The organism is Bauldia litoralis, assembly GCF_900104485.1.
GTDB lineage: Bacteria > Pseudomonadota > Alphaproteobacteria > Rhizobiales > Kaistiaceae > Bauldia > Bauldia litoralis.
The window spans coordinates 308,870-334,146 of the sequence record NZ_FMXQ01000003.1 but is presented as its reverse complement, the minus strand read 5'-3'; the positions used below and the strand labels follow the sequence as shown (position 1 = coordinate 334,146).

The 25,277-nt window shown below is 66.1% G+C and carries 25 protein-coding genes; 5 read left to right on the top strand and 20 right to left on the bottom strand.

Annotated elements, in window-relative coordinates; all coding sequences use genetic code 11:
• Positions 1-40: 40 nt before the first annotated feature.
• The 7 genes from BLT60_RS08975 to phnG all read right to left on the bottom strand — a co-directional run bounded on the left by BLT60_RS08975 (position 41) and on the right by phnG (position 6,208).
• The gene (locus BLT60_RS08975) at positions 41-715 is read right to left on the bottom strand and encodes a DapH/DapD/GlmU-related protein (protein WP_090876081.1); all 675 of its coding nucleotides are present in this window, start codon (positions 713-715) and stop codon (positions 41-43) included.
• Positions 712-1,416, bottom strand: coding sequence for a phosphonate C-P lyase system protein PhnL (gene phnL, locus BLT60_RS08970; protein ID WP_090876334.1), 705 nt, complete (start codon positions 1,414-1,416; stop codon positions 712-714). Before phnL ends, BLT60_RS08975 begins: the two co-directional genes overlap by 4 nt.
• Positions 1,417-1,421: 5 nt before the next feature.
• Positions 1,422-2,204, bottom strand: a complete 783-nt coding sequence (phnK, locus tag BLT60_RS08965; protein WP_090876080.1) for a phosphonate C-P lyase system protein PhnK — start codon at positions 2,202-2,204, stop codon at positions 1,422-1,424.
• A 631-nt stretch (positions 2,205-2,835) separates the two neighbouring features.
• The gene (locus BLT60_RS08960) at positions 2,836-3,732 is read right to left on the bottom strand and encodes an alpha-D-ribose 1-methylphosphonate 5-phosphate C-P-lyase PhnJ (RefSeq protein ID WP_090876079.1); all 897 of its coding nucleotides are present in this window, start codon (positions 3,730-3,732) and stop codon (positions 2,836-2,838) included.
• Between the two features lie 315 nt (positions 3,733-4,047).
• Positions 4,048-5,145, bottom strand: coding sequence for a carbon-phosphorus lyase complex subunit (locus BLT60_RS08955; protein WP_090876078.1), 1,098 nt, complete (start codon positions 5,143-5,145; stop codon positions 4,048-4,050).
• Positions 5,146-5,147: 2 nt separating this feature from the next.
• Positions 5,148-5,750 carry a phosphonate C-P lyase system protein PhnH gene (gene phnH, locus BLT60_RS08950; RefSeq protein ID WP_090876077.1) on the bottom strand — a complete coding sequence of 201 codons (603 nt, stop codon included), beginning with the start codon at positions 5,748-5,750 and terminating at the stop codon, positions 5,148-5,150.
• Positions 5,747-6,208: a phosphonate C-P lyase system protein PhnG gene (phnG, locus tag BLT60_RS08945; protein WP_090876076.1), complete on the bottom strand. Its 462-nt coding sequence runs from the start codon at positions 6,206-6,208 to the stop codon at positions 5,747-5,749. The genes phnH and phnG overlap by 4 nt, the downstream gene beginning before the upstream one ends.
• Positions 6,209-6,275: 67 nt before the next feature.
• Here phnG and phnF point away from each other — a divergent pair, with 67 nt between their 5' ends.
• Complete coding sequence (phnF, locus tag BLT60_RS08940) at positions 6,276-7,031, top strand: phosphonate metabolism transcriptional regulator PhnF (RefSeq protein WP_090876075.1); 756 nt, start codon at positions 6,276-6,278, stop codon at positions 7,029-7,031.
• A 4-nt stretch (positions 7,032-7,035) separates the two neighbouring features.
• On the opposite strand, the gene BLT60_RS08935 is transcribed toward phnF, so the two are convergent.
• The 4 genes from BLT60_RS08935 to BLT60_RS08920 form a co-directional block, all read right to left on the bottom strand.
• A complete protein-coding gene (locus BLT60_RS08935) occupies positions 7,036-8,037 on the bottom strand; it encodes a 4-hydroxyproline epimerase (protein ID WP_090876074.1) in 1,002 nt (333 codons plus the stop codon).
• 65 nt (positions 8,038-8,102) lie between these two features.
• Positions 8,103-10,502, bottom strand: coding sequence for a transketolase (locus tag BLT60_RS08930; protein WP_090876073.1), 2,400 nt, complete (start codon positions 10,500-10,502; stop codon positions 8,103-8,105).
• 124 nt (positions 10,503-10,626) lie between these two features.
• The gene (locus BLT60_RS08925; protein WP_090876072.1) at positions 10,627-11,091 is read right to left on the bottom strand and encodes a DUF2165 family protein; all 465 of its coding nucleotides are present in this window, start codon (positions 11,089-11,091) and stop codon (positions 10,627-10,629) included.
• A 49-nt stretch (positions 11,092-11,140) separates the two neighbouring features.
• Entirely contained in the window at positions 11,141-11,590 is a 450-nt protein-coding gene (locus BLT60_RS08920; protein WP_090876071.1) for a MaoC/PaaZ C-terminal domain-containing protein, read from the bottom strand.
• A gap of 200 nt (positions 11,591-11,790) precedes the next feature.
• On the opposite strand from BLT60_RS08920, the gene BLT60_RS08915 reads away from it, so the two are divergent.
• Positions 11,791-12,528 carry an IclR family transcriptional regulator gene (locus BLT60_RS08915; protein WP_425284987.1) on the top strand — a complete coding sequence of 246 codons (738 nt, stop codon included), beginning with the start codon at positions 11,791-11,793 and terminating at the stop codon, positions 12,526-12,528.
• A gap of 1 nt (position 12,529) precedes the next feature.
• Here the strand turns inward: BLT60_RS08915 and BLT60_RS08910 are convergent, their stop codons facing one another.
• The 8 genes from BLT60_RS08910 to BLT60_RS08875 form a co-directional block, all read right to left on the bottom strand.
• Positions 12,530-13,492, bottom strand: coding sequence for an ABC transporter permease (locus tag BLT60_RS08910; RefSeq protein WP_090876069.1), 963 nt, complete (start codon positions 13,490-13,492; stop codon positions 12,530-12,532).
• Positions 13,489-14,475 carry an ABC transporter permease gene (locus BLT60_RS08905; protein ID WP_090876068.1) on the bottom strand — a complete coding sequence of 329 codons (987 nt, stop codon included), beginning with the start codon at positions 14,473-14,475 and terminating at the stop codon, positions 13,489-13,491. The genes BLT60_RS08910 and BLT60_RS08905 overlap by 4 nt, the downstream gene beginning before the upstream one ends.
• On the bottom strand, positions 14,472-15,218 hold the full coding sequence (locus BLT60_RS08900) for an ATP-binding cassette domain-containing protein (RefSeq protein WP_090876067.1): 747 nt from the start codon (positions 15,216-15,218) through the stop codon (positions 14,472-14,474). The genes BLT60_RS08905 and BLT60_RS08900 overlap by 4 nt, the downstream gene beginning before the upstream one ends.
• Positions 15,211-15,948, bottom strand: coding sequence for an ATP-binding cassette domain-containing protein (locus BLT60_RS08895; RefSeq protein WP_090876066.1), 738 nt, complete (start codon positions 15,946-15,948; stop codon positions 15,211-15,213). The genes BLT60_RS08900 and BLT60_RS08895 overlap by 8 nt, the downstream gene beginning before the upstream one ends.
• Before the next feature lie 71 nt (positions 15,949-16,019).
• A complete protein-coding gene (locus BLT60_RS08890) occupies positions 16,020-17,201 on the bottom strand; it encodes an ABC transporter substrate-binding protein (protein ID WP_090876333.1) in 1,182 nt (393 codons plus the stop codon).
• Between the two features lie 49 nt (positions 17,202-17,250).
• Entirely contained in the window at positions 17,251-18,387 is a 1,137-nt protein-coding gene (locus BLT60_RS08885) for an extracellular solute-binding protein (RefSeq protein ID WP_244521191.1), read from the bottom strand.
• Positions 18,384-19,544 (bottom strand): CaiB/BaiF CoA transferase family protein, encoded by a 1,161-nt coding sequence (locus BLT60_RS08880; protein WP_090876065.1) that lies wholly within the window; start codon positions 19,542-19,544, stop codon positions 18,384-18,386. Before BLT60_RS08880 ends, BLT60_RS08885 begins: the two co-directional genes overlap by 4 nt.
• A 6-nt stretch (positions 19,545-19,550) precedes the next feature.
• Positions 19,551-20,102 (bottom strand): MaoC family dehydratase, encoded by a 552-nt coding sequence (locus tag BLT60_RS08875; protein ID WP_090876064.1) that lies wholly within the window; start codon positions 20,100-20,102, stop codon positions 19,551-19,553.
• Between the two features lie 155 nt (positions 20,103-20,257).
• On the opposite strand from BLT60_RS08875, the gene BLT60_RS08870 reads away from it, so the two are divergent.
• The 3 genes from BLT60_RS08870 (at position 20,258) to BLT60_RS08860 (ending at position 22,830) form a co-directional block, all read left to right on the top strand.
• Complete coding sequence (locus BLT60_RS08870; RefSeq protein WP_090876063.1) at positions 20,258-20,590, top strand: ArsR/SmtB family transcription factor; 333 nt, start codon at positions 20,258-20,260, stop codon at positions 20,588-20,590.
• A 9-nt stretch (positions 20,591-20,599) separates the two neighbouring features.
• On the top strand, positions 20,600-21,649 hold the full coding sequence (gene arsB / locus BLT60_RS08865) for an ACR3 family arsenite efflux transporter (protein WP_090876062.1): 1,050 nt from the start codon (positions 20,600-20,602) through the stop codon (positions 21,647-21,649).
• An 83-nt stretch (positions 21,650-21,732) separates the two neighbouring features.
• On the top strand, positions 21,733-22,830 hold the full coding sequence (locus BLT60_RS08860; RefSeq protein ID WP_090876061.1) for a lactonase family protein: 1,098 nt from the start codon (positions 21,733-21,735) through the stop codon (positions 22,828-22,830).
• Positions 22,831-22,863: 33 nt separating this feature from the next.
• Here the strand turns inward: BLT60_RS08860 and BLT60_RS08855 are convergent, their stop codons facing one another.
• The gene (locus BLT60_RS08855) at positions 22,864-25,119 is read right to left on the bottom strand and encodes a putative bifunctional diguanylate cyclase/phosphodiesterase (protein WP_175478357.1); all 2,256 of its coding nucleotides are present in this window, start codon (positions 25,117-25,119) and stop codon (positions 22,864-22,866) included.
• Positions 25,120-25,277: the final 158 nt, after the last annotated feature.

The window sequence follows — 25,277 nt, the reverse complement described above, 5'->3', positions numbered from 1 at the left end:
AACGCCAGCATCGCTACCCGGCTTTTCTGACCGTTCCGTCTCAGTTCGATGTCAGTTTTGCGACGCTCTGCGACTGGATGCCAAGTCGCTGTTCCGGCTCGTATTTTTCGAGGAATGCCTCGATCGAAAGGTCGCGGAAATCGGCAAGCGCCCTGTGGATATCCGCGTGCGGCCAGTCCCACCAGGAAAGTCGCTGGAGACGTCCGGCGATCGCCTCGGGGAATCGCATCCTGATCGTGCGGGCCGGAACACCGGCGACGATCGCATAGGCCGGCACGTCGCGGGTCACTACCGCCCCCGCGCCGACCACCGCGCCATCGCCGATCGTCACGCCCGCCGTGATCGTCGCGCCGTGGCCGACCCACACGTCATGCCCGACCGTGACGCTGTTCTGCTTGCGCCAGTCGAAGATACCGGTGTCCGGTCCTTCGGCGGCAAAGTAATCCTCTGAGCGGTAGGTGAAATGATGCTGGCTTGCCCGCCACACCGGATGGTTGGGCGCGTTGATCCGGACGCTGGAGGCGAGCGAGCAGAACTTGCCGATCGCGCTGAACAGGATCTGGCCGTCCTCCATGATGTAGCTGTAGTCACCGAAGGTCGAATGACTGATCCGCGTGCGCTCGCCGATCTCGACATAGCGCCCGAGGGTCGAGGCCTCGATCGTCGCGCCGGCAGCGACCAGCGGTTGGCACCCAAGGCGCGGTTCGTTGCTCACTGCGCGACCTGTGAGGCAAAACCGGTGACATCGACCACCCGGTCGGCCACCGCCTCGCGAACGGGCGTGTCGTGGAAGATGCCGAGAAATCCGGTGCCGGCCGCCTTGGCCTCGCGGATCAGCGCCACGACCACGGCGCTGTTGGCCGCGTCGAGCGAGGCGGTCGGTTCGTCGAGCAGCAACAGCGGTCGCGCCGCGATGAAGCCCCGGGCGATGTTCACCCGCTGTTGTTCGCCGCCGGAAAAGGTCGCCGGCGGCAGGTCCCAGAGATGGCGCGGCAGCCGCAATCGCTCCAGCAACGCCTCGGCCCGCGCGGCGGCCTCGTCCCTCGCCACCCCCGCCGCCACCAGCGGCTCGGCGACGATATCGCGGGCCGAGACCCGCGGCACCACCCGCAGAAACTGGCTGACATAGCCGACCCGTTCCCGCCGCAGCGCCAGCACGGCGCGAGGATCGGCGGTGGCAACATCGACCGTGCCGCCGCCGCTGGCCATGGCGATCGACCCCCGGTCGGCGGCGTAATTGCCATAGACCATCTTGAGGATCGAGCTCTTCCCCGCCCCCGACGGCCCGCCGAGCGCCACGCATTCGCCGGCGGAGACCGAAAAGGACACCCCCTCGATCACCGGAATGCGAAGGCCGCCCCGGAGGTGCATGGTGAAGCTCTTGGCGACATCGGTAACCTCAAGCATCGGTGTCATCGCGTTCATACCTGCAGGATCGAGGAGACGAGAAGCTGGGTGTAAGGCGCCTGCGGATCGTCGAGCACCCGGTCCGTCAGCCCCTCCTCGACCACCACCCCGCCCTTCATCACCATCATCCGGTGCGACAGGAGCCGCGCCACCGCGAGATCGTGGGTGACGACGATGGCCGCCATGCCGAGATCGGCGACCAGGGCGCGGATCAGGTCGAGGAGCCGCGCTTGCACGGAGACATCGAGCCCGCCGGTCGGTTCGTCCATGAACACCAGCCGCGGCGCGGTAACGAGGTTGCGAGCGATCTGCAGGCGCTGCCGCATGCCGCCGGAGAACCCGCGCGGGTCGTCGTCCACCCGGTCGGCCGGCACCTCGACCCGTTCCAGCCAACCGATCGCCGATTGCCGGATGTCGCCATAGTGACGCTCGCCGATCGCCATCAGCCGCTCGCCGACATTGGCCCCGGCCGAAACCGTCATCCGCAGCCCGTCGGCCGGGTTCTGGTGAACGAAGCCCCAGTCGGTCCGCATCAGGAAGCGCCGCTCGGCCTTGCTCAACGACGCCAGGTCACGGCTCACCCCGTCGCGCATCCGGTAGGCAACAGTGCCTGCGGTCGGCGGCAGCGACGCCGCCAGGCAGTTGAGCAGCGTCGTCTTGCCGGACCCGGATTCGCCGACGATCGCCAGCACCTCCCCCGGCCAAAGCGAAAAGGACACATCACGGCAGCCGAGCCGCGCACCGTAATAGTGCGAGACACCCCGCGCCTCGAGCAGTGGCGCTTCCCGATCCGTCATGCCGCAAGACTCCAATCGGCGCATGGCCGCCCCCAAGGCCGCGCCCCGCCCATCGCCCTTCGGGCGGCCCCCCCTCCCCGCAAGGGGGGAGGGATTGGCGCAGTCCTGCGGTGAAGGACCAACGCCCAGAGCTGACGCGCCGTCGGTGACATGGCGGTCCTCCCCTGCAAAGCGGGGGAGGGGGACCATGCGAAGCATGGTGGAGGGGGCGCCCCCAATATCGAAAGCCGCAGTCGCGTCCACCCCCTCTCCCATGGGGAGAGGGCCGTTTCGCTTGGCGAGTAATCCGCGAGCCTTAGCGAAACGGGGTGAGGGGTTGAGCCTTCACCGAACAGGCACCGCCCCTCAAATCGGCAGGTCGAAGAGAGAGCGCCGGGTGCCCCTTGGCCCAGCGGACCAATGCACGGCAAAAGCTGCGCCCCGCCCACCACCCTTCGGGCGGTCCCCCCTCCCCGCAAGCGGGGAGGGATTGGCGCAGTCCTGCGGTGAAGGGCAAACGCCCAACGTTGACGCGCCGTCGGTGACACCGCGATCCTCCCCTGCGTAGCGGGGGAGGGGGACCATGCGAAGCATGGTGGAGGGGGCGCCCCGAGGCACGCGACCTTCGCCACCCTCGGCCCGGCCACGCCCCTCACGACGCCGTCTCCAGCGCCCCGGCGAGATGCCCCCGGTGCCCGGCCTCCCGCCGCCCCTCGCAGAAGTCGGTGTCGGAGCAGACGAACATCCGGCCGCCACGGTCGTCGAGGATCACCTCGTCGAGATAGACGCCGGTGGCCGCGCAAAGCCCGCAAGGCTCTCTGAAGGTCTGCACGCCGAAGGGATGGTCCTCGAAGTCGAGGCTCGCCACTTTCGTAAAGGGCGGGATCGCGTAGATGCGCTTCTCGCGACCGGCGCCGAACAGCTGCAGCGCCGGCGAATTGTCGAGCTTGGGATTGTCGAATTTCGGGATCGGCGACGGGTCCATCACGTAGCGATCCTCGACCTTCACCGGATAGGCATACGTCGTGGCGATGTGGCCGTGGCGGGCGATGTCCTCGTAGAGCTTGACGTGCATCAGCCCGTATTCCTCCAGCGCATGCATGGTCCGGGTCTCGGTCTCGCGCGGCTCGAGGAAGCGCAGCGGCTCGGGGATCGGCACCTGATAAACGAGGATCTGCTCGCCCGTCAGCGGCGTCTCCGGAATACGGTGGCGCGTCTGGATGATCGTTGCCTCCGCTGTATGGGTGGTCGTCGCCACACCGGCCGTGCGGGCGAAGAAGGCGCGGATCGACACCGCGTTGGTGGTGTCGTCCGCCCCTTGGTCGATCACCTTCAGCACGTCGTCCGGCCCAAGCACCGCTGCCGTCACCTGGACCCCGCCGGTCCCCCAGCCATAGGGCATCGGCATCTCCCGGCTGGCAAACGGCACCTGGTACCCCGGCACCGCCACGGCCTTGAGCAACGCCCGCCGGATCATCCGCTTCGTCTGCTCGTCGAGATAGGCGAAGTTGTAGGGAGACGTCGCGGTCGCCTGCTTGGAGTCACGCATTGGAACCACGCTCCCCGCCAGAGGGGCCGGTCACCGACAATGCCGAACAGGGCTCCATCCCTCCCCGAACCGGGGAGGGGGGACCGCGCCGAAGCGGAGCGAAGGCGTGGTGGGTGGGGTTCCCAAACCAGGCGCACATCCTTTCCGGCCCAAAGGCAGAAGAAGGTGGCAAGGACTCGCTTCCGGCGCGGCATCCGGAAGAAGCCCCGCCCACCGCGCCCACGCGCGGTCCCCCCTCCCCGGTTAGGGGAGGGATTGGCGCCCTCGACGCAGGAGCGAGACAGGAGCCACGCCGCGACCAGTGGATCAGTTGGCTCATTCCGCCGCCTCCCGCCCGGCCTCGTCTCGCGCTTCCCACTCGCTCCTTAGCCGACGAAGCAAGTCCAGTTCGGCCTGGAAATCGACGTAATGGGGCAACTTGAGGTGCTCGACGAAGCCGGTCGCCTGAACGTTGTCGGAATGGGAAAGCACGAACTCCTCGTCCTGCGCCGGGGCGGTCTGGTCTTCGCCAAGCTCGCGCGCGCGCAGCGCGCGATCGCAAAGCGCCATCGCCATCGCCTTCCGCTCCGCATGGCCGAAGACCAGCCCGTACCCCCGCGTGAACTGGGGCGGCGCGACGCCGCTTCCCTTGAACTGGTTGACCATCTGGCACTCGGTCACCGCCACCCGGCCGAGCGACACCGGGAAGTCGAGCCCCGGCACCGCGATCTCGATCTCGACCTCGCCCATGCGAATTTCCGCGGCAAAGGGATGCGTGCGGGCGTAGCCGCGCTGGGTCGAGTAGCCGAGCGCCAGCAGGAATCCTTCGTCGCCGCGCGCCAGAGCCTGCAAGCGAAGGTCGCGGCCTGCCGGAAAGGCCATCGGCTCGCGGGTCATGTCCGCCGGTTCGGCGTCCTCGCCGGTTCCATCCGGCTCGATCAGTCCGGCGTCGGCCAGGAGATCGGTGACCCGCGGCAGCCCGTCCTCGGTCGGCGCCGCGTCCGCGACGGCGGGTTCGGTTGCGCCGTCATCCTCCAGCGCCGGATCGAGCAGACGGTGCGTATAGTCGAAGGTCGGGCCGAGCAGTTGCCCGCCCGGCAGGTCCTTGAACGTCGCGGAAATGCGCCGCTCCGCCACCATCCGCCCGGTATCGAGGGGCAGGCTGGCGCCGAAGCGGGGCAGCGTCGTCCGATAGGCGCGGACCAGGAAGATCGCCTCGATCAGGTCGCCGCGCGCCTGCTTGATCGCCAGCGCTGCCAGCCGCCGGTCGTAGAGCGAGCCCTCCCCCATCACCCGGTCGACCGCCAACGTCAGTTGCTCGACGATCTGGCCGACCGTCATCGCCGGCAGCGAGCGGTCGCCGCGCCGCTTCTCGGCCAGCAGTTGATGGGCGTTGCGAATGGCGGCCTCGCCGCCCTTGACCGCGACATACATGGCTAGGCCGCTCCTTGGCGGATTCGCGTCGAGCGCGGCAGCGCCGCGAGGCTGTCGCCGGTCGCGAAGATCAGGTCGACGCCACGCGGATAGAGGCCGCGGTTGGCCCGGAACTGTTCGGCAAAGTTAGCCGGCGAAGGGTGTGGTGCGAGATGCGCCGTTTCATCGATACCCGGGCCTTCGAGGATGAGTGCGGATCCGGCGAAGTCGGCGACCTGCATGACGATCGTTGTCGAACGGTCGGGATACTCGTCGGTCCCGAGCCGGAACTGCGAAAGCGCGGGCATCGCCGCCGGGTCGGCGATCACCGCGAAGGTCACCGCCTCCGGATCGTCGATCACCGGTGCGCCGGTATGAAAGCCGATCCACGTCGCCACCGCCGGCTCGGCGGCCAGCGCCGCGTCGAGATAGACCGGCGTGTCCTGGTCGGCGAGACTCGCAAGGACCGCTGCCGCGCCGGCATTGAGGGGCGGCGGCGGCCTGACCCCGGGCACAAGCGCGGCAATCGTCCCCGGTCGCGATAGAACGTCGAGCACCGCGCGGAACACCGCCTGCGCCTCCGTCACCGGATCGGCGAAGCCGCCGCTCAGCGCGTCGACGCTCATGCGTCCTCTCCCCGCACCATCGTGAAGAAATTGACCCGGGTCGCGGCCGCCTTCGCGCGGGTTTCGGCGTCGGCCTTCGCCAGTCTTTGCGACACCGGCGCGACGACCGCCGTCTCGACCCACCCGCGATGTCCCGGCGACTGCCACAGCGCGTCAAATCGGGCGACCATCAGCGCCCGGCCGGTGTCGCGGCCCATCACATGGCCGATTCCGACCTCGCCGGAGGCAAGCCGCACTGTCGCCCGGCTGACCGTCACCTCGCCGAGATTGAACGCCGCCCCGCCGCCCCCGACCCGGCCGCGCGCCATCACCAGGCCGATCTCCGAATCGCGCAGGGTTTCGATCGCCGGCGCGTCGGAAAGCGCCTCCCAGGCGGCCGCCAGTTCGGCGGAATTGGCGCGGGCCAGAACCGCAAGTGCCTGTCGGCGATCGGTTTTTTGCTCTGGCTGATGGTCCAAGCGCTTGGCTCCCGACTTGTCTAATGATATAGACAAGTCAATCTAGCAGCCGGTTGTTGACACTAGGATGACGGACCCAGCACTTTCTCCCGATCCGACCTTCCACCGCGCCGCCGGCATCGCGTTATGGCGGCAGATCGCCGATTTCCTGCGATCCGAACTCCGCGCCGGAGCCTGGCCGGCGGGAACCGCCCTCCCGACCGAGGCCACCTTCGCCCATCGCTTCGGCGTCAACCGCCATACGGTCCGCCGCGCGGTCGCGGAACTCGTGGCGGAGGGCCTTGTCCGCTCCGATCAGGGCCGCGGCACCTTCGCGCTGGGCGAGCGCCTCGCCTACCCGATCGGCCGGCGGACGCGGTTTTCAGAGATCGTCGGCCGCCAGGCAAAGGCGCCCGGCGGACGCCTGATCGCCAGCGGTCTCGAACCGGCCGGCGGCTGGCAGGCGGAGGCGCTGGGCGTCGTGCCGGACACCCCGCTCCTGTGCCTGGAAACCCTCGGCGTCGCCGACAACGTTCCCGTCTCGCTGGCCCGCAGCTGGTTCGTGGCCGAGCGTTTTCCGCGCATCGTCGAGACCTACACGGAGACCGGCTCGATCACCGCCGCGCTGTCCCGGCTGGGCGTCGACGATTACCTGCGCCGGTGGACGCGAATTCGCGCCCGGATCGCCGAGCCTGCCGAATGCGAACGGCTCGACCTCACCGCCGGCGCCACGGTCCTCATCGCGGAAGCGCTGAACGACGATGCTGACGGGACGCCGCTCCATGTCTCGAGCACGCGCTTTGCCGCCGATCGGATCGAGATCGTCGTCAACGCCGAGGCGTGACCGATCAGAGGACCGAGAAGCCCTTCACGAAGGGATCGCGGTCGTCGAGGAAGATGGTGTTGTGGCCGGTGATCCAGGCCTGCCCGGCGACGGACGGAACGATTGCCTCGCGCCCGCCGACGCTGGCCGCCGCCTCGACCCGGCCGAAGAAAAGGCTGCCGATGATGCTCTCGTGGACGAAGGTGTCGCCGACCTTGAGCGTACCCCGCGCCGCGAGTTGCGCCATTCGCGCCGATGTGCCGGTGCCGCAGGGCGAGCGATCGATTGCCTTGTCGCCGTAGAAGACGGCGTTGCGGCCATCGGCCCGGGCGTCTACCGCCGCGCCGGTCCACATGACATGGCGCAGCCCGTGAATCGTCGGATAGTCGGGATGCCGGAAGTCGTGCGCCGCGTTGATGCGCTCGCGCACGATCGGCGACAGCCGCTGGATGTCGCCGGCACCAAACGCCGAGAGATCCGGGTACCCCGGCTGCGGCTCGAAGATCGCATAGAAGTTGCCGCCGTAGGCGACATCGAAGGTGAGCCGCCCTCGGTCCGGCACCTCGACCGTCAGCCCGGTCGCACACAGAAAACTCGGCACGTTGCGGATCCGCACCTCGACGACATGGCCGTGGTCGTCACGTGCGTAGCTCGCCTCGACAATACCGGCTGGAACCTCGAAACGAACCAGACCCTCGACCGCCGGGCGGACAAGCCCCTCCTCGATCACCATGGTCGTCGTGCCGATCAGGCCGTGGCCGCACATCGGCAGGCAGCCCGATGTCTCAATGAAGAGCAACGAGGCGTCGACGTCGTCGCGAAGCGGCGGATAGAGAATCGACCCCGACATCACGTCATGGCCGCGCGGCTCGAACATCAGGCCGGTGCGAATCCAGTCATATTTGGCGACGAAATGCTCGCGCCAGGCGTTCATCGTCGCGCCAGTGAGCGGCGGCGCACCGGCGGCCACCACCCGCACGGGATTGCCGCAGGTGTGGCCGTCGATGCAGAAGAAAGTGTGCCTCATGGTCCGGGGAGCCGCTCTGGTGGCAACGGGGCAGCCCGTAGGCCGCACCCACCGCCCTCGATACTCTACATCGCCGGCAGCGCCGCGATGTGCCGGATCGGCCGGCCGGGGGCCACCGACTCCGCTGCCGCGACGATGGCGTTGGCGTCGATGCCGTAGTGCCGATAGAGGTCCTGCAGCGTGCCGGTCTGGCCGAAATGCTCGATCCCGAGTGGCCGGACGCGATGGCCGAGCACCGAGCCGAGCCAGCCAAGCGTCGCCGGATGGGCGTCGATCACCGTGACGATCCCGCAGTGTTGCGGCACCTCGGCCAGCAGCCGTTCGGCATGGCAGCGCGCATGGACGAGGCCGCGCTCGCGGGCCCGGTTCGCCGCCGTCCAGCCTGCGTTGAGCCGGTCGGCCGAAGTCACCGCCAGCAGGCCGACGTCGCGGCGGTCCTCGGCCATCAGGCCGATCGCCTCGATCGCCTCCGGCGCGATCGCGCCCTGATAGGCGACCACCACCTCGCAGTTGGGGCCGGGCTTCCGCATCCAGTAGGCGCCGTCGACGATGCCCTGGCGCAATTCGTCATCGACGACACGGCCGGGCTGGTCGACCGGCCGCGTCGACAGCCGCAGGTAGACCGAGCCGCCGGTCTCGTCGCGCAGCCACGTGCGCTCGTCATGGACGGCGTCGCCGTCGCGCTGCAGGTAGTCGAAGGCCCAGTCGACGATCACCGCCAGTTCGTCGACGAAGGCCGGCTCGAAAGCGGCGAGCCCGTCCTGGGCAAGGCCGATCAGCGGCGTGCCGATCGACTGGTGCGCGCCGCCCTCCGGCGCCAGCGTCACGCCCGACGGCGTCGCCACGACCATGAAGCGGGCATCCTGGTAGCAGGCATAGTTCAGCGCATCGAGGCCGCGCGAAATGAAGGGATCGTAGAGCGTGCCGATCGGCAACAGCCGCTCGCCGAACAGCGAATGCGACAGGCCAAGCGCCGAAAGCAGCAGAAAGAGGTTCATCTCTGCAATGCCGAGCTCGATATGCTGGCCCTCGGGCGACGCTTCCCAGGCGAAGGTCGAGGGAATCCGCTCACGCTTGAAGACGTCGGCCATCACCGATTTGGCAAAGAGCCCACGCCGATTGAGCCACGGTCCAAGGTTGGTCGAGACGGTGACGTCGGGCGAGGCGGTGACGATGCGGCGGGCAAGGTCGCTGTCGGTGCGTCCGATCTCGTTGAGGATGAGACCGAAGCCGGCCTGGGTGGAAAGGCTCTCCTTGCCGGGCGTCGCTAGGGTTTCGGGCAGCGACACCCGCTCCGCTTCGAGCCGCCGCGTTCCCTTGGCGGCAAAGGGCACCGCGGCTAGAAACGTCTCGATTTCTCCCGCGCTTTGCGCCAGCCCCTCGAACTTCTCCCATTCATGGCCGGGACGAATGCCAAGCGATTCCCGCATCGTGTCGACCTGCGCGGTCGTCATCAGTCCGGCGTGATTGTCCTTGTGACCGGCCATCGGCAGGCCGAATCCCTTGACCGTGTAGCAGAGGAAGCAGACCGGCCGGTCGTGGTCGATCGCGTTGAAGGCTTCGAGCAGCGCCGGCAGGTCGTGACCGCCGAGGTTGTTCATCAGCGCCGCGAGATCGTCGTCCGAGCGCGCCTCGATCAGCCGGGTGACGTCGCCCTGGTCGCCGAGGTCGTCGAGCAGCCGCTTGCGCCACGCCGCGCCACCCTGGAAGACGAGGGCGGAGTATTCCTGGTTCGGGCACGTGTCGATCCAGGTGCGGAGCTTGTCGCCGCCTGGCTCGGCGAAGGCAGCCTGCTGGAGCGAGCCGTATTTGACCACGACGACATCCCAGCCCATCGTCCGGAAGATGTCGGCAAAGCGCTCGTAGAGCCCTTCGCGCAGCACCGCGTCGAGACCCTGGCGATTGTAGTCGACCACCCACCAGGTGTTGCGCAGGCCATGCTTCCATCCCTCGAGCAGCGCCTCGAAGACGTTGCCCTCGTCGAGTTCGGCATCGCCGACCAGCGCCACCATCCGCCCTTCCGGCCGGTCCTTGCCCCAGCCATGCGCGCGGACATAGTCCTGCACGAGACTGGCGAAGAGGGTTTGCGCGACGCCGAGCCCGACCGAGCCGGTCGAGAAGTCGACATCGTCGATATCCTTGGTCCGCGACGGATAGCTCTGCGCGCCGCCATAGCCACGGAAGTTCTCGAGCTTCTCCCGCGTCTGGTGGCCGAGCAGATACTGGATCGCATGAAAGTTGGGGCTGGCATGCGGCTTGACCGCGACGCGGTCCTCCGGCCTGAGCACGGAGAAATAGAGCGCCGTCATGATCGTCGACAGCGACGCCGAGGAAGCCTGGTGACCGCCGACCTTCAGGCCGTCGGTATTCTCCCGCAGATGATTGGCGTTGTGCACGGTCCAGGTCGACAGCCAGCGCACCTTGCGTTCCAGCGCCTGGAGCAGCGTCAGATCGTCCGTATTCATCGCGTTGGTCCTTCCTCACCGTCTCCGCGGCTTCCGGCAAGACGCCGGCCCCTCCCCGCGCTTCAAAATTACGACAGCCTTTATGCCCTATTTCAGGCGGCGGCGACAGGCCATTGGGCAGGCCTTACCCGCCCATCAGGATCAGGCCGAGCATTGCCGTCGCCAGCAACGCGATATGGGTCCGCTGCAAGGCGTCGAGACGGATCCAGCCAGCGAACCAGCTGTCGCCGAGCAAAAAGAGGAGCCAGAGCGCGGAGGCGAGCGCGAAAGCCCAGGTCGCCCAGGCGAGCCCGGCCGCGACCTGCCCGCTGACCAGGAAAACAGTGGCGACGACGAACAGGGCGCCGAGGGCGCCATGGACAATGGTGATGGCGATGAAGGCGAGGCGATGCAGCAGCGGGCTTTCGATCGCCCGCTTCTTCAGCGGCGAGGGAATCGGCGGCGGGGCATCGAGTGACGTCATCCGCATGAAGTCGGCGACGGCTTGCAACGAGCCCCTGAAGTCGGCCAGGTGATTGTAGACATTGATCAGTGACCACAGCCCAAATCCGGCGGTGATTACGATCTTGCCGGCAAGCATTCCGTCCATTTTGCCCTCCCCCGAGTCGGCCGTCCCGCCACGAGCGAGACTAACACGGTCAGGCGGGCTTTTCCCGGCGCTCGACGATGAGGATGTGATCGGCCGCCAGGACGACCTCGTCGCGCTGGTTCTTCACCTCGCAGCGCTCGATCACCCGCCCGACTTCGGGCCGTTTCGGATCGTCTTCCCTGGCGACGATGGTGACAACGGTGCGGATGGTGTCGCCGATGAACACCGGACGGATGAACCGCAGCCGGTCGTATCCATAGGAAAAGGCGACCGGGTTGATCAGGGTCGCCGTCAGCCCGACGCCGATGGCGAAGACCATGGTGCCGTGGGCGATCCGCTGGCCGAACGGGGTGGTCTTGGCGAACTCGACATCCATGTGGTGCGGAAAGAAATCGCCGGTGTGGCCGGCATGGACGACGAAGTCGGTCTCGGTAATCGTCCGGCCGGAGGTCGTCCGGGCGTCGCCGATGGCGTAATCCTCGAAGTAGATTTCCGTCATGGCGATCCTCCGTGTCGACCGGCTGCTCGTTGGTAGCGGACAGTTTTCATATGAGAAAATTGATTACCGACTGTCTGGTGCGATTCTGGTTGGAGCCAACCTGAAATCTGCATATGTGAATTATCGCATTCATTTGGAGAGGCAGCGTGGAAACCAGCAAGGACCGTTACCGGGCACCAGCCCTCGACAAGGGGCTCGACATGCTGGAGCTGCTGGCCGGCGTCGATGGCGGCCTCACCCAGGCCGAGATCGCCAAGCGCCTTGGCCGCAGCCATAACGAGCTCTACCGGATGCTCGATACGCTGGTCCGACGCGGCTATGTCGCGCGGATCGACGGCGATCGCTATGCGCTGACCCTGAAGCTCTTCGGACTGGCGCAGCTCCATATCCCCGTCCGCCGCCTCGTCTCCTATGCGACGCCGCTGATGCGCGAGCTTGCCGCGACGACGCACCAGGCGACCCAGCTCGTCGTCTTCGACCGCGGCTCGGCGGTGGTCATCGCCCAGCAGGAGGCGCCGAGCTACTGGGGCATTTCGATCCGGGTCGGCTCCCATGTCAGCCTGATCGATACCGGCTCCGGCCATGTCCTCCTCGCCTTCCGCCCGCAGGACGAGCGGCTGATGATGCTGGCGGAGAGCGGCGGGGACGGCGCGGCGCAGGATGTCGGCCCGGATTTCTTCGCCGAACTCGACCAGATTCGCGACCGCGGCTACGAGATGATGCCCAGCGCCCAGACCGCTGGCGTCTTCAATCTCTCCGCCCCGGTGCTCGGCCCAGACGGCAAGGCGCTCGCCGCGCTGACCGTGCCCTATATTCACCTGGTCAACGACCCCGCCGCCCCGGACATCGCCCGCACCGTCAAGCTCATCCAGGAGACGGCCGAGCGGCTGTCCCGGCTGGCCGGCTCCGATGTCGGCAAGGAACCGCAAGACGCCTGACTCAGATCGTCGTGCTGACATGGCGTTCGCGGCCATAGAGCGAGACCAGCAGGATGATCACCAGACCGAGCGCCGCCTGGACCAGCGACGGCTGCAGGCCGAGGCCGATCAGCAACGTATTGATCTCGGTCAGCACCACCGCGCCGGCGACCGTGCCGAGGTAGGAACCGCGGCCGCCGACCAGCGCCGTGCCGCCGATCACCACCGCGGCGATGGTCTGGAAGAGATAAGGCTGGCCGACATCGCCATAGGCCGAGCCGGTGAAGCCCAGAAGCAGCACGCCGGCGATGGCGGCGAACAGGGCGCTCAGCGCAAAGGTGATCATCCACATCCGCAGCGGGTTGATCAGCGCCAGCTTCGCCGCCCGCGGATTGGCGCCGAGCGCGAAAAGCTGCCGGCCATAGGGCGTCCGGTTGAGCGCCACGATGATCAGCACGCTCATGACGACGAAAGCCGGGATCAGCCATGGCACCGGGATCGGCCCGACCGAGCCGCCGATCGAGACGAACTTGGTCACCGCCTCCGGCGCCGAACCGGAAGGAAAGCCCCGCGTCCAGACGAGGACGGCGCCCTGGACGATGGTGCCGATGCCCAGCGTCACGATCAGCGGATGAATGTTGAGGCCGGCCGAAATCAGGCCGTTCACCGCCCCGATGCCAAGCGCCAGGACGGCGACGATCATGCAGACGACGACGAAGTTCATGCCGTCGCCGTAGAGCTGCGCCGCGACGACATTGGCGAAGCCGATGACGAATGGAATCGACAAGTCGATGCCGCCGATGATGATGGTCAGCGTCTGGCCGACACAGGCCACCGCCAGCAGGCAGGCGAGAACCAGCATGGCGCGAATCGAGAAGGGCGAGGAATAGCCCTCGATCAGCAGGGTGCCGGCAAGATGCAGGAGCAGTGCTATGGCGATGGCGCCGGCGACACGAGCCCCGGTCGAGTTGAAGTTGAGGCTCATCGTTGCCGCCCCCGCGCTTCGATCTTGTCCTGGAAGGCCATCAGCGAGATGGCGATGACCAGCACCGCGCCATAAGCGATCTGCAACACGAAGGTCGAGACGTTGAACAGCGTCAGCACGCTCTGGATCAGGAAGATGTCGATCGCCCCGATCGCCGCGCCGATCAACCCGCCGCGCCCGCCCGCGAGACTGACCCCGCCGAGCGCCACCGCAGAGATGGCGATCAGCGTGTAGGACGGCGCGATGTTGGCGTCGGCCGATCCGATCAGCGCCGTCATCATCAGCCCGGCAATCCCGGCGAAGAGCCCGGTGATGACGTAGGAGAGGAAGCGGACGAAGGGGACGGGCACGCCGGCCGTATAGGCGGCGCGGTCGTCCGAGCCCGTCGCCATCAGCTGGTCGTAATAGGGCAGCCGCCGCACGCCCCACCAGATCAGGAAGATCGCCGCGATCGGGAGGATCGACAGGGGCCCGTTCAGTGTCTTCAGCCAATCCGGCACGGTGCCCATCGGCGACGGCAGGATGGTCAGCGTCACGCCGACCAGGATCAGGTAGGTGCCCAGCGTCGCGACGATCGGCTGGATGCGGACATAGGCGGCGAGAATGCCGTTCACCGCACCGATCGCGATGCCGATGCCCAGCGCCGCGGTGATCACGACAAAGGGCGAGGACAGCCCGAGATCGGTGATGAGGATCTTGACCACGATGGCGTTGACGAAGCCCATGATCGGGCCGACCGAGACGTCGATGCCGCCACGGCCGCCGAGGATGGCCGGGGTCGAGGCGAGCGCCGCGCCAATCAGCGGCGCCGCGAGGCCGATCAGGATGCCCCAGTTGGCCGGCGCGAAGCGGACCGGGTTCAGCCAGATATTCAGGGCGAGCAGGACGATCAGAAGCGCCGGCGCGAAGCCGGTGCGCCGCCAGACGGCGCGGACCAGGCCATCCTGGCGCGGTGTCGGTGAGGTGTCGGGCACGGCGGTCATTGGCTCCTGCCAAACATGGCGGCGATCACCCGGTCGCTGGTCAGGTCGTCGCCGGAGAGCGTCTCGAAGAGTTCGTCTTCCCGGAAGACAAGCACGCGGTGGCAGAGCGCTACGATCTCCTCGATCTCGCTCGACAGCACCACCAGCGCCATGCCGTCGCGGGCGAGTTCGTGGAAAACGCCATAGAGCGTCTGGCGGGTGGCGATATCGACGCCCCGGGTCGGGTCGTTGAGGAGAAGGAAGCGCGGGTCATGCGCCAGCCAGCGGGCGAGCAGCACCTTCTGCTGATTGCCACCCGACAGCGAGGTGATCGGCGCATTGGCGTTCGGCGCGACGATGCCGAGCCGCTTGTGAAAGACCTCATAGCGTTCGCGCCGGGAGCGGTTGCTGATCAGGCCGCCGCGCACGTCGCGCCCGATCGTCGCGATCGAGAAATTGTCGAGGATCGACAGCGGCGGGAAGATGCCGGTGGCGCGCCGGTCGCGGGGAAGATAGGCGACGCCCTGGCGGACCGCCTGGCTGAAGCCTTCGATCGTGACGCCACCAGCCTCACCACCGATGGCGATCCGGCCGCCAGCCGGCGGGACCAGCCCGGCGAGCGTCTCGAGGAAGCGCTCCTGGCCGTGGCCGTCGAGCCCCGAAAGGCCGACGATCTCGCCGGGCCGAATCGCCGCGTTGATGGCGCCCTTGCCGGGAGCGAGCGCCAGGTCGGTGACCCGCAATTCGCTCTGCGATTCAGCCATGCCGGCGCTCCTCGAGTATTTCAGGCGCCATCTTTTCGAGCAGCCGTTCCGGGGAAACGTCGGCGCGGTCGAGGGTCTCGACGACCTTGCCGCTGCGCAGGATGGTGATCCGGTCCGACAGCCGCAGCACCTCGTCCATCCGATGCGAGATGAACAGCACGAGACAGCCGTCGCGGGCGAGGCTCTCGATCAGCGAGAAGACGATCTCGCGATCGTTGAAATCGAGCGCCGCCGTCACCTCGTCGAGGATCAGGATGCGCGGCTTGCGGACCAGGGCCCGGGCAAGCACGACCAGTTGCTGGGTGGCGAGCGGCAGCGACCCGGCATCGACATCGAGGTCGATGACGGTGCGCGCGCAGCGCGACAGGACTTCGGTGACGGCGCCCCGGCGCGCCGACCGTGCCAGCCGACGGACGAACGGCCCCTCATAGCCGAGCAGGATATTGTCGATGACGTTGCGATCGGGCGCGACCAGGACTTCCTGGAAGACGGTCGCGAATCCCTTCGCCTGGAATGCGATCGGGTCGCGGCCCGAGAACGCTTCGCCGTTGACCAGGATCTCTCCCTGATCTGGCGACACGACGCCGGACAGGAGCTTGACCAGCGTGCTCTTGCCGGAACCGTTCTCGCCCATGATCGTGTGAACCGAGCCGGCCGCGAAGGAAATCGACGCGCCGTCGAGGGCGACGGTTTCGCCGTAGCGTTTGGAAAGGTTGCGGACTTCCAGCATCGCGCTCTTCGATTCGGAAAGGCCCGTCCGGAGCCAAACCCCGGACGGGCCGTCTTTGTCAGGCGTGGTGACTACTCGGCGTCACAGGCGCCGGGAACCGACTCGTAATCGAAGCCGATGGATGCCGGGTTGGTGAAATACTCGTTCATCATCTCGACCGGCATCGGATCGGTCGGCGGCACCGGGAAGACCGAGACCGAGTCCGGCGTCATGCAGGGCTCGTACCAGGCCTCGAGGTTGTCGCCGCTGACCGGCGGGATCGGGATCAGCAGCACGTTGAGCTTCGGCTTCTGGCCTTCGAGCATCCGCAGGCCGACGCGGAACAGGGTCTGGGCGGTCCAACCCGGCAGCACGGCGTTACCCTCGAACCGGAACTTGTCCGGATTCTCCTTCCAGTAGCCAAGCGCGTCGCCGGTGATCGAACCGGTGATCAGCGGCGCCGGGCGGCCGGCCTCGGCGAAAGCCTCGGCGACGACACGCGATTCACTGCCGGTGGTCCACACCGCGTCGATCGGCGCCGGGTTGGTGGCCAGCGTCTGCAGGGTGACGGTCTTGGTGACGTTGGCTGTCCAGTTGCCGTTGACCGAGCGCGTTGCCTTCATGTCGGGATGGTCGGCGAGGATGGCTTCTGCGCCCTCGCGCTCCATCGCGACGATCGGCGCGCCGGCTATGCCCTCGACCATGAGGATGCTGGCCTTGCCGTCGAGCTTGTCGGCGATGTAGCTCATCATGTCGTAGCCCCAGCGCCAGAAGTTGGAGTCGACATTGATGGCATACGGGCTGCTGACATAGGCGGACGCGGTGATGAACGGGATGCCGGCGTCATAGGAAGCCTTGATCGCGTCGTTGACACCGGTCGAGGAGCCGGGGATCGCGGTGATGATCGAGCAGCCGGATTCGATGAAGGTGCGGATCTGGTTGATCTGCTGGCTGACATCGCCGTTGGAGTCGGAGATCTCGAAGGAAGTGACGTCACCCTTCTCGATCAGGCCGTCGACCAGCCGGTGGAGTTCCTCGGTCACCGAGACGCGCCACGGGTTGCCCTGGTAGGATTCCGAGTGGCACCACTTCCACGGCTTGGCGGGCATTTCGAAGTCGTCATAGGCAGACGGCATCAAGCCCTGCGCGGCATTGTCGTAAAGCGCCTTGAGTTCGTCCGGCAGGGAGCCGGTGAGATCGTGGTTGTCGGCCATGGCCGGCATGGCGGTCGCTGCCAATGCGGCCGCGACGGCTCCTGCAATTGTAAGCTTCATGTAAGACATTCCGACTTCCTCCGTTTTTTCAGTTCTCATTCCGGCGATATCACCGGAAGCTCCCGCGGAAAGCGCTGTTGAGATCGGCGATGACGAGATCGTCGTCGCCGCCGTCTTGCAGCGCCTGGTTAAGTCTATCCGATGCAGCCTGCTGAAACGCCATGTATCCATGGTGGCGAGGCCGCACCCATCCGCCCTCCAAAGTCGCGCGCGTGTTCCGGTAGAACGATCCGGTTGCAGCGTTGACCGCCTCGTCTTCCCAGGCGGCGGCGTGGCCCGGCTGTCCGCCGGCGGCGGCATAGGGGCCGCGCTGCACGTCGCCGCTGGCGATCCAGTAGGCGAAATCGCTCGCCTCGGCCGGATGGGCGCTGCGAGCCGACACCGCGATACCGGTGCCGCCGACCGCCGAACCGACCGGCCCGTCGTCGCCCGCGACCGGAATGTCGGCAAAGGCCAGAACCTTCTCCCGGAATCCGTCGAGGCCATAACCGATATAGCCGTAGATCAGGGGCGCGCAGGCGACGGTCGAAGCCGATTGCGTCATCTCTTCGAAGACGTCGATCGGATCCATCGTCAGGCAGGCGGGATCGATGACGGCGAAAAGGGCGCGCATCATCCCGAGCACGCGCCGCCCGTTTTCGACAGCGATCAGGTCGCCCGGCCCGGTATTGGCGCAGGGAGTGCCGAGATTGGCGGCCAGTGTGTAGAAGACCATCAGCGAATGCGGCGGACGGAGCGGGCAGAGCACCGCGCCGGACCTGGCCAGCGCCATCACCGCGTCCCAGGTCGTCGCCGGACCGTCGATCAGGTCCGGCCGCCAGGCCTGGACCTGCGCGGCCGCGTCGATCGGCAAGGCCCAGAGATGTCCGTCCCAGCGGTAGCTCTCGAACGAACCGCCGACCGATGCCGCGCCAAGCGCCGCCAGCTCGGCGTCGCGATGCGGCGTATCGAGCGGGATCAGGCAATTCTCGTCGGTGATCTGGCCGACATGGGGATGATCGATCACCACCAGGTCGTAGCGGGCAGCGAGTTCATCCACCGGGAAGGACTCGAAATCCTGGAGCGAGCGCTTGTCCCAGGCGATGTCGACGCCGGTCTTCTCCTTCCAGATCGCCGAGCAGGCGACCATCGGATCGTAGCCGCGCGGATGGCTCCAGGTCATGCCCTTGAGCGTCACTGCGCTCACAGGCCGAACTCCGACCGGATCGCGTCGCTATGCTCGCCGACCAGCGGCGCGGCACGGGTGACCCGGGCCCGGACCCCGTCTATCCGCAATGGCGAGCGGGTGGTCTCGATCGAGACGTCATCCTCGCGTTCGACCGTCTGCAGCATGTCGAGCGCCTTGAAGCCGTCGCTGGCCAGGAGCTCGTTCCAGTCGAGCACCTTGGCGCACCAGATGTCGGCCGGTTCGAGGATCGCCAGCCATTCGTCGATCGTCCGGGTCTCGATGCGGCGAGCGATGATTGCCTTGATCTCGTCGCGGGCGGTGAACCATGTCGCCGGCGTATCGCGATACGGCGCCAGCTCGTCCAGTTCGAGAAGGTCGGCGAGCTTGCCAAGCGGCGTCATCGCGATCGCCAGGAAGCCGTCGCTCGCCGGATAGACGCCGTAAGGCGCCGACAGGTAGGCGTGGGCGCTGCGGAAGGACGATCGCTTCGGCAGCCGGCGCCCGTCATTGAGGAAGGTGGTCAGCACCTCGAACTGGTAGTCGACCAGCGCCTCGAGCAGGCTGGTCTCGACATGGCTGCCCTTGCCGGTGATTCCACGCCGCACCAGCGCCGCGAGGATGCCCTGCGCCAGCGCGGCGCCGGCCAGCATGTCGGCGACGGCGAGACCGAAGGGAACCGGTCCCTGCCCCTCGTCGCCGTTCAGCCACATCACCCCGGACCGCGCCTGGGCGAGCAGGTCCTGGCCCGGTCGCTTGACCCACGGCCCCTCGTCGCCATAGCCGCTGATCGAGGCATAGACCAGGCGCGGATTGATCGTGCGGACGGTCTCGTAGTCGATGCCGAGGCGGGCCGCGACACCTGGACGGAAATTCTGCATCAGCACGTCGGCGCTGGCCAGCAGACGCTTCAGCACGGCCAGGTCGTCCGGGTCCTTGAGGTCGATTGCCAGGCTTTCCTTGCCGCGGTTGATGGCGTGGAAGATGGTCGAATCCCCGCCGATCTCGGTGTCGCTGAGATAGAGCCGGCGCGACAGGTCGCCGCCGTCGGGGCGCTCGATCTTGATCACCCGCGCGCCGAGATCCGACAGCCGCAGCGAGCAGTAGGGTCCCGACAGGAACTGGCTCATGTCGACGACGACCAGTCCCTGGAGCGGCAAGCCGTTATCCTCGTCCATCGTCGTCTATTTCTCGGTCTTGCCGACGAAGTCGGCCGGGTTCTTGTATTTCACGGTCTGCAGATGCTCGCAGTAGAGCACCAGTTCGCCCTCGCCCTTGTACACCTCGTAGCTGGCGCGGATCAGCCCGAGCTCCTTGTAGCGCGGGCGTTTCTCCATGTTGGTGCGGATCGTGTAGATCGTGTCGTTGATGAAGACCGGCTTGATGAAGCGCAGCTTGTCATAGCCGTAGGAAAAGGCGTTGACGCAGTTGGTCGCGACCAGGCCGAGGCCGGCCGAGAAGACGAAGGCGCCGGCAATCAGCCGCTTGCCGAAAATGCCCTCGCGCTCGGCGAACATCTGGTCTTGCACATAGGGATGGATGTCGACGACCAGCGTGTTGAACAGGTGGCTGTCGCTCTCCGACATCGTGCGACGAAGCGAGCGGATCTTCTGGCCGACCGGCCAATCCTCGTAGAACCAGTTTTCGGCGTTCCACACCGGTAGTTCGGCGTGATCCTCCGGCATGTCGGTCGGTCGCGTCGATGAGACGCCCACCGTCGGCGCAAAGTCCTCCACCGGCGATTTCTCCCTTAATCTATTTTCTTGTGAAGAACATTTTCACATATGGACGAGGCTGACAAGCCGATTCAGAAAACCACCGTTCTTGCCGGTAACCCCGCAATCGAGAGCCGCTTCTTGACTGATTTCAGAATATCGAATATTCATGATATATGGATTCTTTAGATGCGATCAAAACCTTCTCGGCCTTGAGCCAGCAAACGCGACTCGACGTTTTCCGTCTTCTCGTCAAAGCCGGCGAAGACGGCGCCCTGTCAGGCGAGATCGGCCACCGACTGGATGTTCGACAGAACACCATGTCGGCCAACCTCGCGGTCTTGCTGAATGCCGGTCTTGTCCGCAACGAACGTCAGGGACGAACAATTCGCTATTTCGCCAATTTTGAAGCGGTGCGGGGCCTGCTTGGCTTCCTGATGGAAGATTGCTGCGGCGGAAATCCCGAAATTTGCCAACCGATCATCGATGAGATCGCCTGTGCGTGCTGAGGGAAGCCGATGACCGACAGGGCGTTGAGCGCTTCCGCGATCGGCGGGTTTGAAAGATGGCTTTCCATCTGGGTCGCTCTTTCGATCCTTCTCGGCATCGTCTTGGGGCAAGTCTTCCCCGGACTTTTTGAAGCCCTTGCCGGCTTTGAATACGCCCATGTCAATCTGGTCGTCGCCATTCTCATCTGGGCGATGGTCTACCCGATGATGATCTCGGTTGACTTCGGCAGCATCACCCATGTTGCCGATCAACCGAAGGGATTGCTGATCACGCTCGTGGTCAACTGGCTGATCAAGCCGTTCACCATGGCGGCGCTCGGCGTCCTGTGCTTCAAGTATCTTTTCGCGGATCTCATGTCGGCGGCCGATGCCGATTCCTACATTGCCGGCCTGATCCTGCTTGGCGCCGCGCCCTGCACGGCGATGGTCTTCGTCTGGTCGCAACTGACGCGCGGCGATGCCAATTACACCCTGGTGCAAGTGAGCGTGAATGACCTGATCATGGTCTTTGCCTATGCACCCATCGTGGCCTTGCTGCTCGGCGTGACGGATATTCCGGTGCCGTGGGATACCCTGGTGCTGTCCGTCATCCTCTATGTCGTCGTGCCGCTGATCGCTGGAGTAGTCACGCGACGGGTACTGCTCGGCGACAAACGCGATGTCGAGGCAGTGTCGAACTTCACCACCAGACTGAAGCCGTTTTCGATTGTCGGTCTCCTGGCAACGGTCGTGCTGCTCTTCGGCTTTCAGGGCAGCGCGATCCTGGCGCAACCGATTCTGATCCTCCTGATCGCCATACCGCTTCTGCTGCAATCCTATGGCATCTTCGCCATCGCCTACGGCGCAGCATGGTTCATGCGTGTCCCCTTCAGGATTGCTGCGCCCTGCGCGATGATCGGGACATCCAACTTCTTCGAGCTCGCCGTCGCCGTTGCGATCAGCCTGTTCGGCCTCAACTCCGGTGCCGCCCTGGCGACGGTCGTCGGTGTCTTGGTCGAGGTGCCGGTGATGCTTTCGTTGGTCGCATTCGCCAACAGGACCCGTGGCCACTTTCCCTGAGTGGAGAGGAAACGGTCGTTGTTCGGGTAGCCGGTCGCCGGCAGATCATCTAAACGTTCTGCACGGATCGGGAGGGACCACACATGACCACGCAAAGCCTTGTCTTCATCGGCAGCCTCAATCGCGAGACGCCATACTTCCAGGGTGCGCGCGGCCCCGGCCTGTCGGTCTATGCGCTCGACGAGACGACCCTGGATGCAACGCTGCTGACGGAGACCAGCGCGGTCGACAACCCGACCTTCATCACCGCCACGGCGGACGGGACGCACCTCTATGCGACGTCGGAGGTCTTCGAGTGGCGCGAGGGACTGGTGTCGGCTTTCGCCTACGACCGCGCCACCAGCACGCTGAGCTACATCAACAAGCAGCCGACGCTTGGCAGCATCGCCGCCCATAACGCGATTTCCAGCGACGGCACGAAGGTCCTCGCGGCGAATTACGCGATGGGCGAAGGCGGCCCGGACCAGTCGGTTGCGGTCTACGACATTCGCGACGACGGCGGCCTGACGCCGCCGCGCGGCAGCATCGCCCATACGGGTACAGGACCGAACGCCGAACGCCAGGAGCGCAGCCATGCCCATAGCGTCAACCCGGTGCCGGGCAGCGATCTCGTCATCGTCGCCGACCTCGGCATCGACAAGCTGGTTTCCTACTGTCTCGGTGCCGACGGCGCCCTGACCAGGGTTTCGGAGTTCGCAACGGCCCCCGGCGCCGGTCCGCGCCACGTCGCCTTCCATCCCGACGGCCGGTTCATGTTCGTCATGAACGAACTCGATTCGACCTTCGCCACCCTGTCGATCGATGCCGCCTCCGGCGCGCTGACACTGGTCGACACCCTGCCGGCCGTCGCCGCCGAGGCCCGCGACGGCAATCACTGCGCCGACATCCAGATCTCGCCGGATGGCCGCTTTCTCTACGGCTCGAACCGTGGCCATGACAGCGTCGCGATCGTCGCCGTCGATCAGGCGAGCGGCAAGCTGACACTCGTCGACTACGTCCCCTGCGGCGGCGCGACCCCGCGTAACCTGGCCCTAAACCCGTCGGGCAGCCTGCTCTTCTCGGCCAACCAGAATGGCGACAACGTCACCATCTTCCGCCGTGACACCGAAACCGGCCGGCTGACCGACGCCGGTCGGCCGATCCGGATCGGCACGCCGATGTGTGTCCGGGTGGTCGACTAGAGGCGACGGCACCACCACCGGCCGGAAGGCCGCTCAGGCGGCGTCCGACCGTCGGAGAGGCCGCACATCGTCGCCAGCATCGAAGTTGCCGGCCTCCGGCTCCAGGTAGCCCGTGCCGCACGCCATGCCCCATGCGGCCTCGGCGGAGAGCGGCTGGGAGAAGATGTAGCCCTGCACCTCGTCGCAATTCATCGAGCGGAGCATGTCGATCTGCGCGGCTTCCTCGATGCCCTCCGCCGTAACGGTCATGCCGAGCGCATGACCAAGGGCGATCACCGACCGAACGATGGCCTGTGACGCGGCGTCGGTCTTGCTCGTTTCGATGAAGGTGCGGTCGATCTTGATCTTGTCGAAGGGAAAATCCCTGAGATAGCTGAGCGACGAATAGCCGGTGCCGAAGTCGTCCATGACGATCGAAGCGCCCGCCGCCTTCAACCCGAGCATCGTGTTGCGCGTCACTTCGTTGGAATGCAGGAACGTCGATTCCGTCACCTCGAGTTCCAGACGACGCGGATCGAAGCCGACCTCCGCCAGCATCGTCTCGAACCGCGTCGTGAGGGCGGTCTCACGAAACTGGACGGCCGAGAGATTGACCGACAGCTTGATCTCCTTCGGCCAGCGCGACGCATCCCGCAAGGCCCGCGCGAAGACCCACTCGCCAATGGTCTTCATCAGGCCGCTCTCTTCGGCGATGGCGATGAACTCGGCGGGGGACACCTCACCGAATTCGGCCGATGCCCAGCGTGACAATGCCTCGAAGCAGACGATCCGGTTGCTCGAAATATCGACGATTGGCTGGAACACGACGCTGAGTTCGTCGCGCTCGATGGCAAGCGCGAGTGCCTGCCGCAGGGCGTGCCGCCGTGCCGCCCACTCGTTCATCTCGGGCTCGAACACCTTGAAACCGGACCCCTCGGCCTTGGCCCGGTAGAGCGCGACATCGGCGTCGCGGAGAAGATCATCGGGCGAGCAGGCACTCGTGGCTGCGTCCATCAGCGCGACGCCGACGCTTGTCTTGACCGACAGTTCGGCGGTGCTGAGCTTGAATGGCTCGTCGAACAGCGCCAGTAGCGCAACCGCGAAGCCAGTCGGCGACCAGGCCGAGGCCTGGCTGCAGTGCAGGATCGCGAATTCGTCGCCGCCGAGACGAGCGACGATGTCTTCTTGACCGTAACGGGCCAAGAGACGGGCGCCGACGGCGGCCAGCAATTCGTCGCCGACGGGATGGCCCATCGTGTCGTTGATTGCCTTGAACTCATCGAGATCGAGCAGGAAGAGGGCAATGACCCGGTTGTCCGCGCGTTGCCCGAGAGCGGCCTCGACCTCGTCGCGCAGCGTGACGCGATTGCTCAGCCCGGTCAGCGAATCATGGTGGGCGAGATAGGAGAGCCGATCCGTCGCGAGCACCTCCTCTGTGAAGTCGGCGGCGACGCCGCGATAGCCGGAGAAGCGCCGCCCGAGGTCGTAGATCGGCCGCCCGGTCAACTTCCAGTGACGGACCACGCCATCCAGCTCGATGCTGGCCGGCACTTCGCGGAAGGTTTCTCGCCTCTTCAAATGGCGGGAGAGAGCGACCGGTTCTGGCTGGAAGAGCCGGTCGATCATGAGTCCGTTCAGGTGGCCCTCCGCGCGACCAGCCGCCTCCAGGAACCGCGGAGACGCGCGACAGATGCGACCGCGTCGATCCGTCTCCCATACCCAGTCGGTTGACTGGTCGCGGAAATCATTGAGGAGAAGGTTGATCGTTTCGTTCTGCTCCGACAGTTCGAACTGGTTCACGACATAGCGGATCTGATGTGTCGTGCTGTTGCGGATATGGCGTGTGAGAAACACCGCCAGCATCAGGAGCAGCACCGGTCCAATCAGCGACAAGGGTTCGGCGCGGATGAGAAAAGCGGCTCCGCTGAGCATGGTGATCGACCACAGGTATCCGAAGGCCGCCGCGGGCAGCACGGAAAGCCGCACGGCGCCGCCGGCGATCATCCCCGCGACAATCACGCCAAGGACCAGCATGTGGCCGGGATCGGCAAGCGGCAGCACGAGCCATGGAATCGCGCCCCACAGAACGCCAAGGAACGAGGCACGAATGATGACCCGGCGGATTGGCCACGTGGACTGGGCAGCGTCCTCCCAGCGCCGGTCGAGGAGAAGGATCCCGCTATAGAGCAGGTTGACCAACAGCCATCCGACCAGCAGGCCGGGATCGGCATCCGTATCGCGGAAAGTGAGGAAGACCAGGAGCGCATTGACGGAATTGATCGCGGCGGTCGAGACCGCCGTGTCAGTCACGGTGCGCAGTTGCTCCGCCCTAACGCGTCCCGCCAATCTTTTTCGTCGATCCATAATCCGCCCGGTCCATTCCTGCAGGGCTTGTTTAGGGATCGAGGTCCTAAGATGGAGGTTACGACATGATTAAAATTCAAACGAACCGGGGTCTTTCTACAACT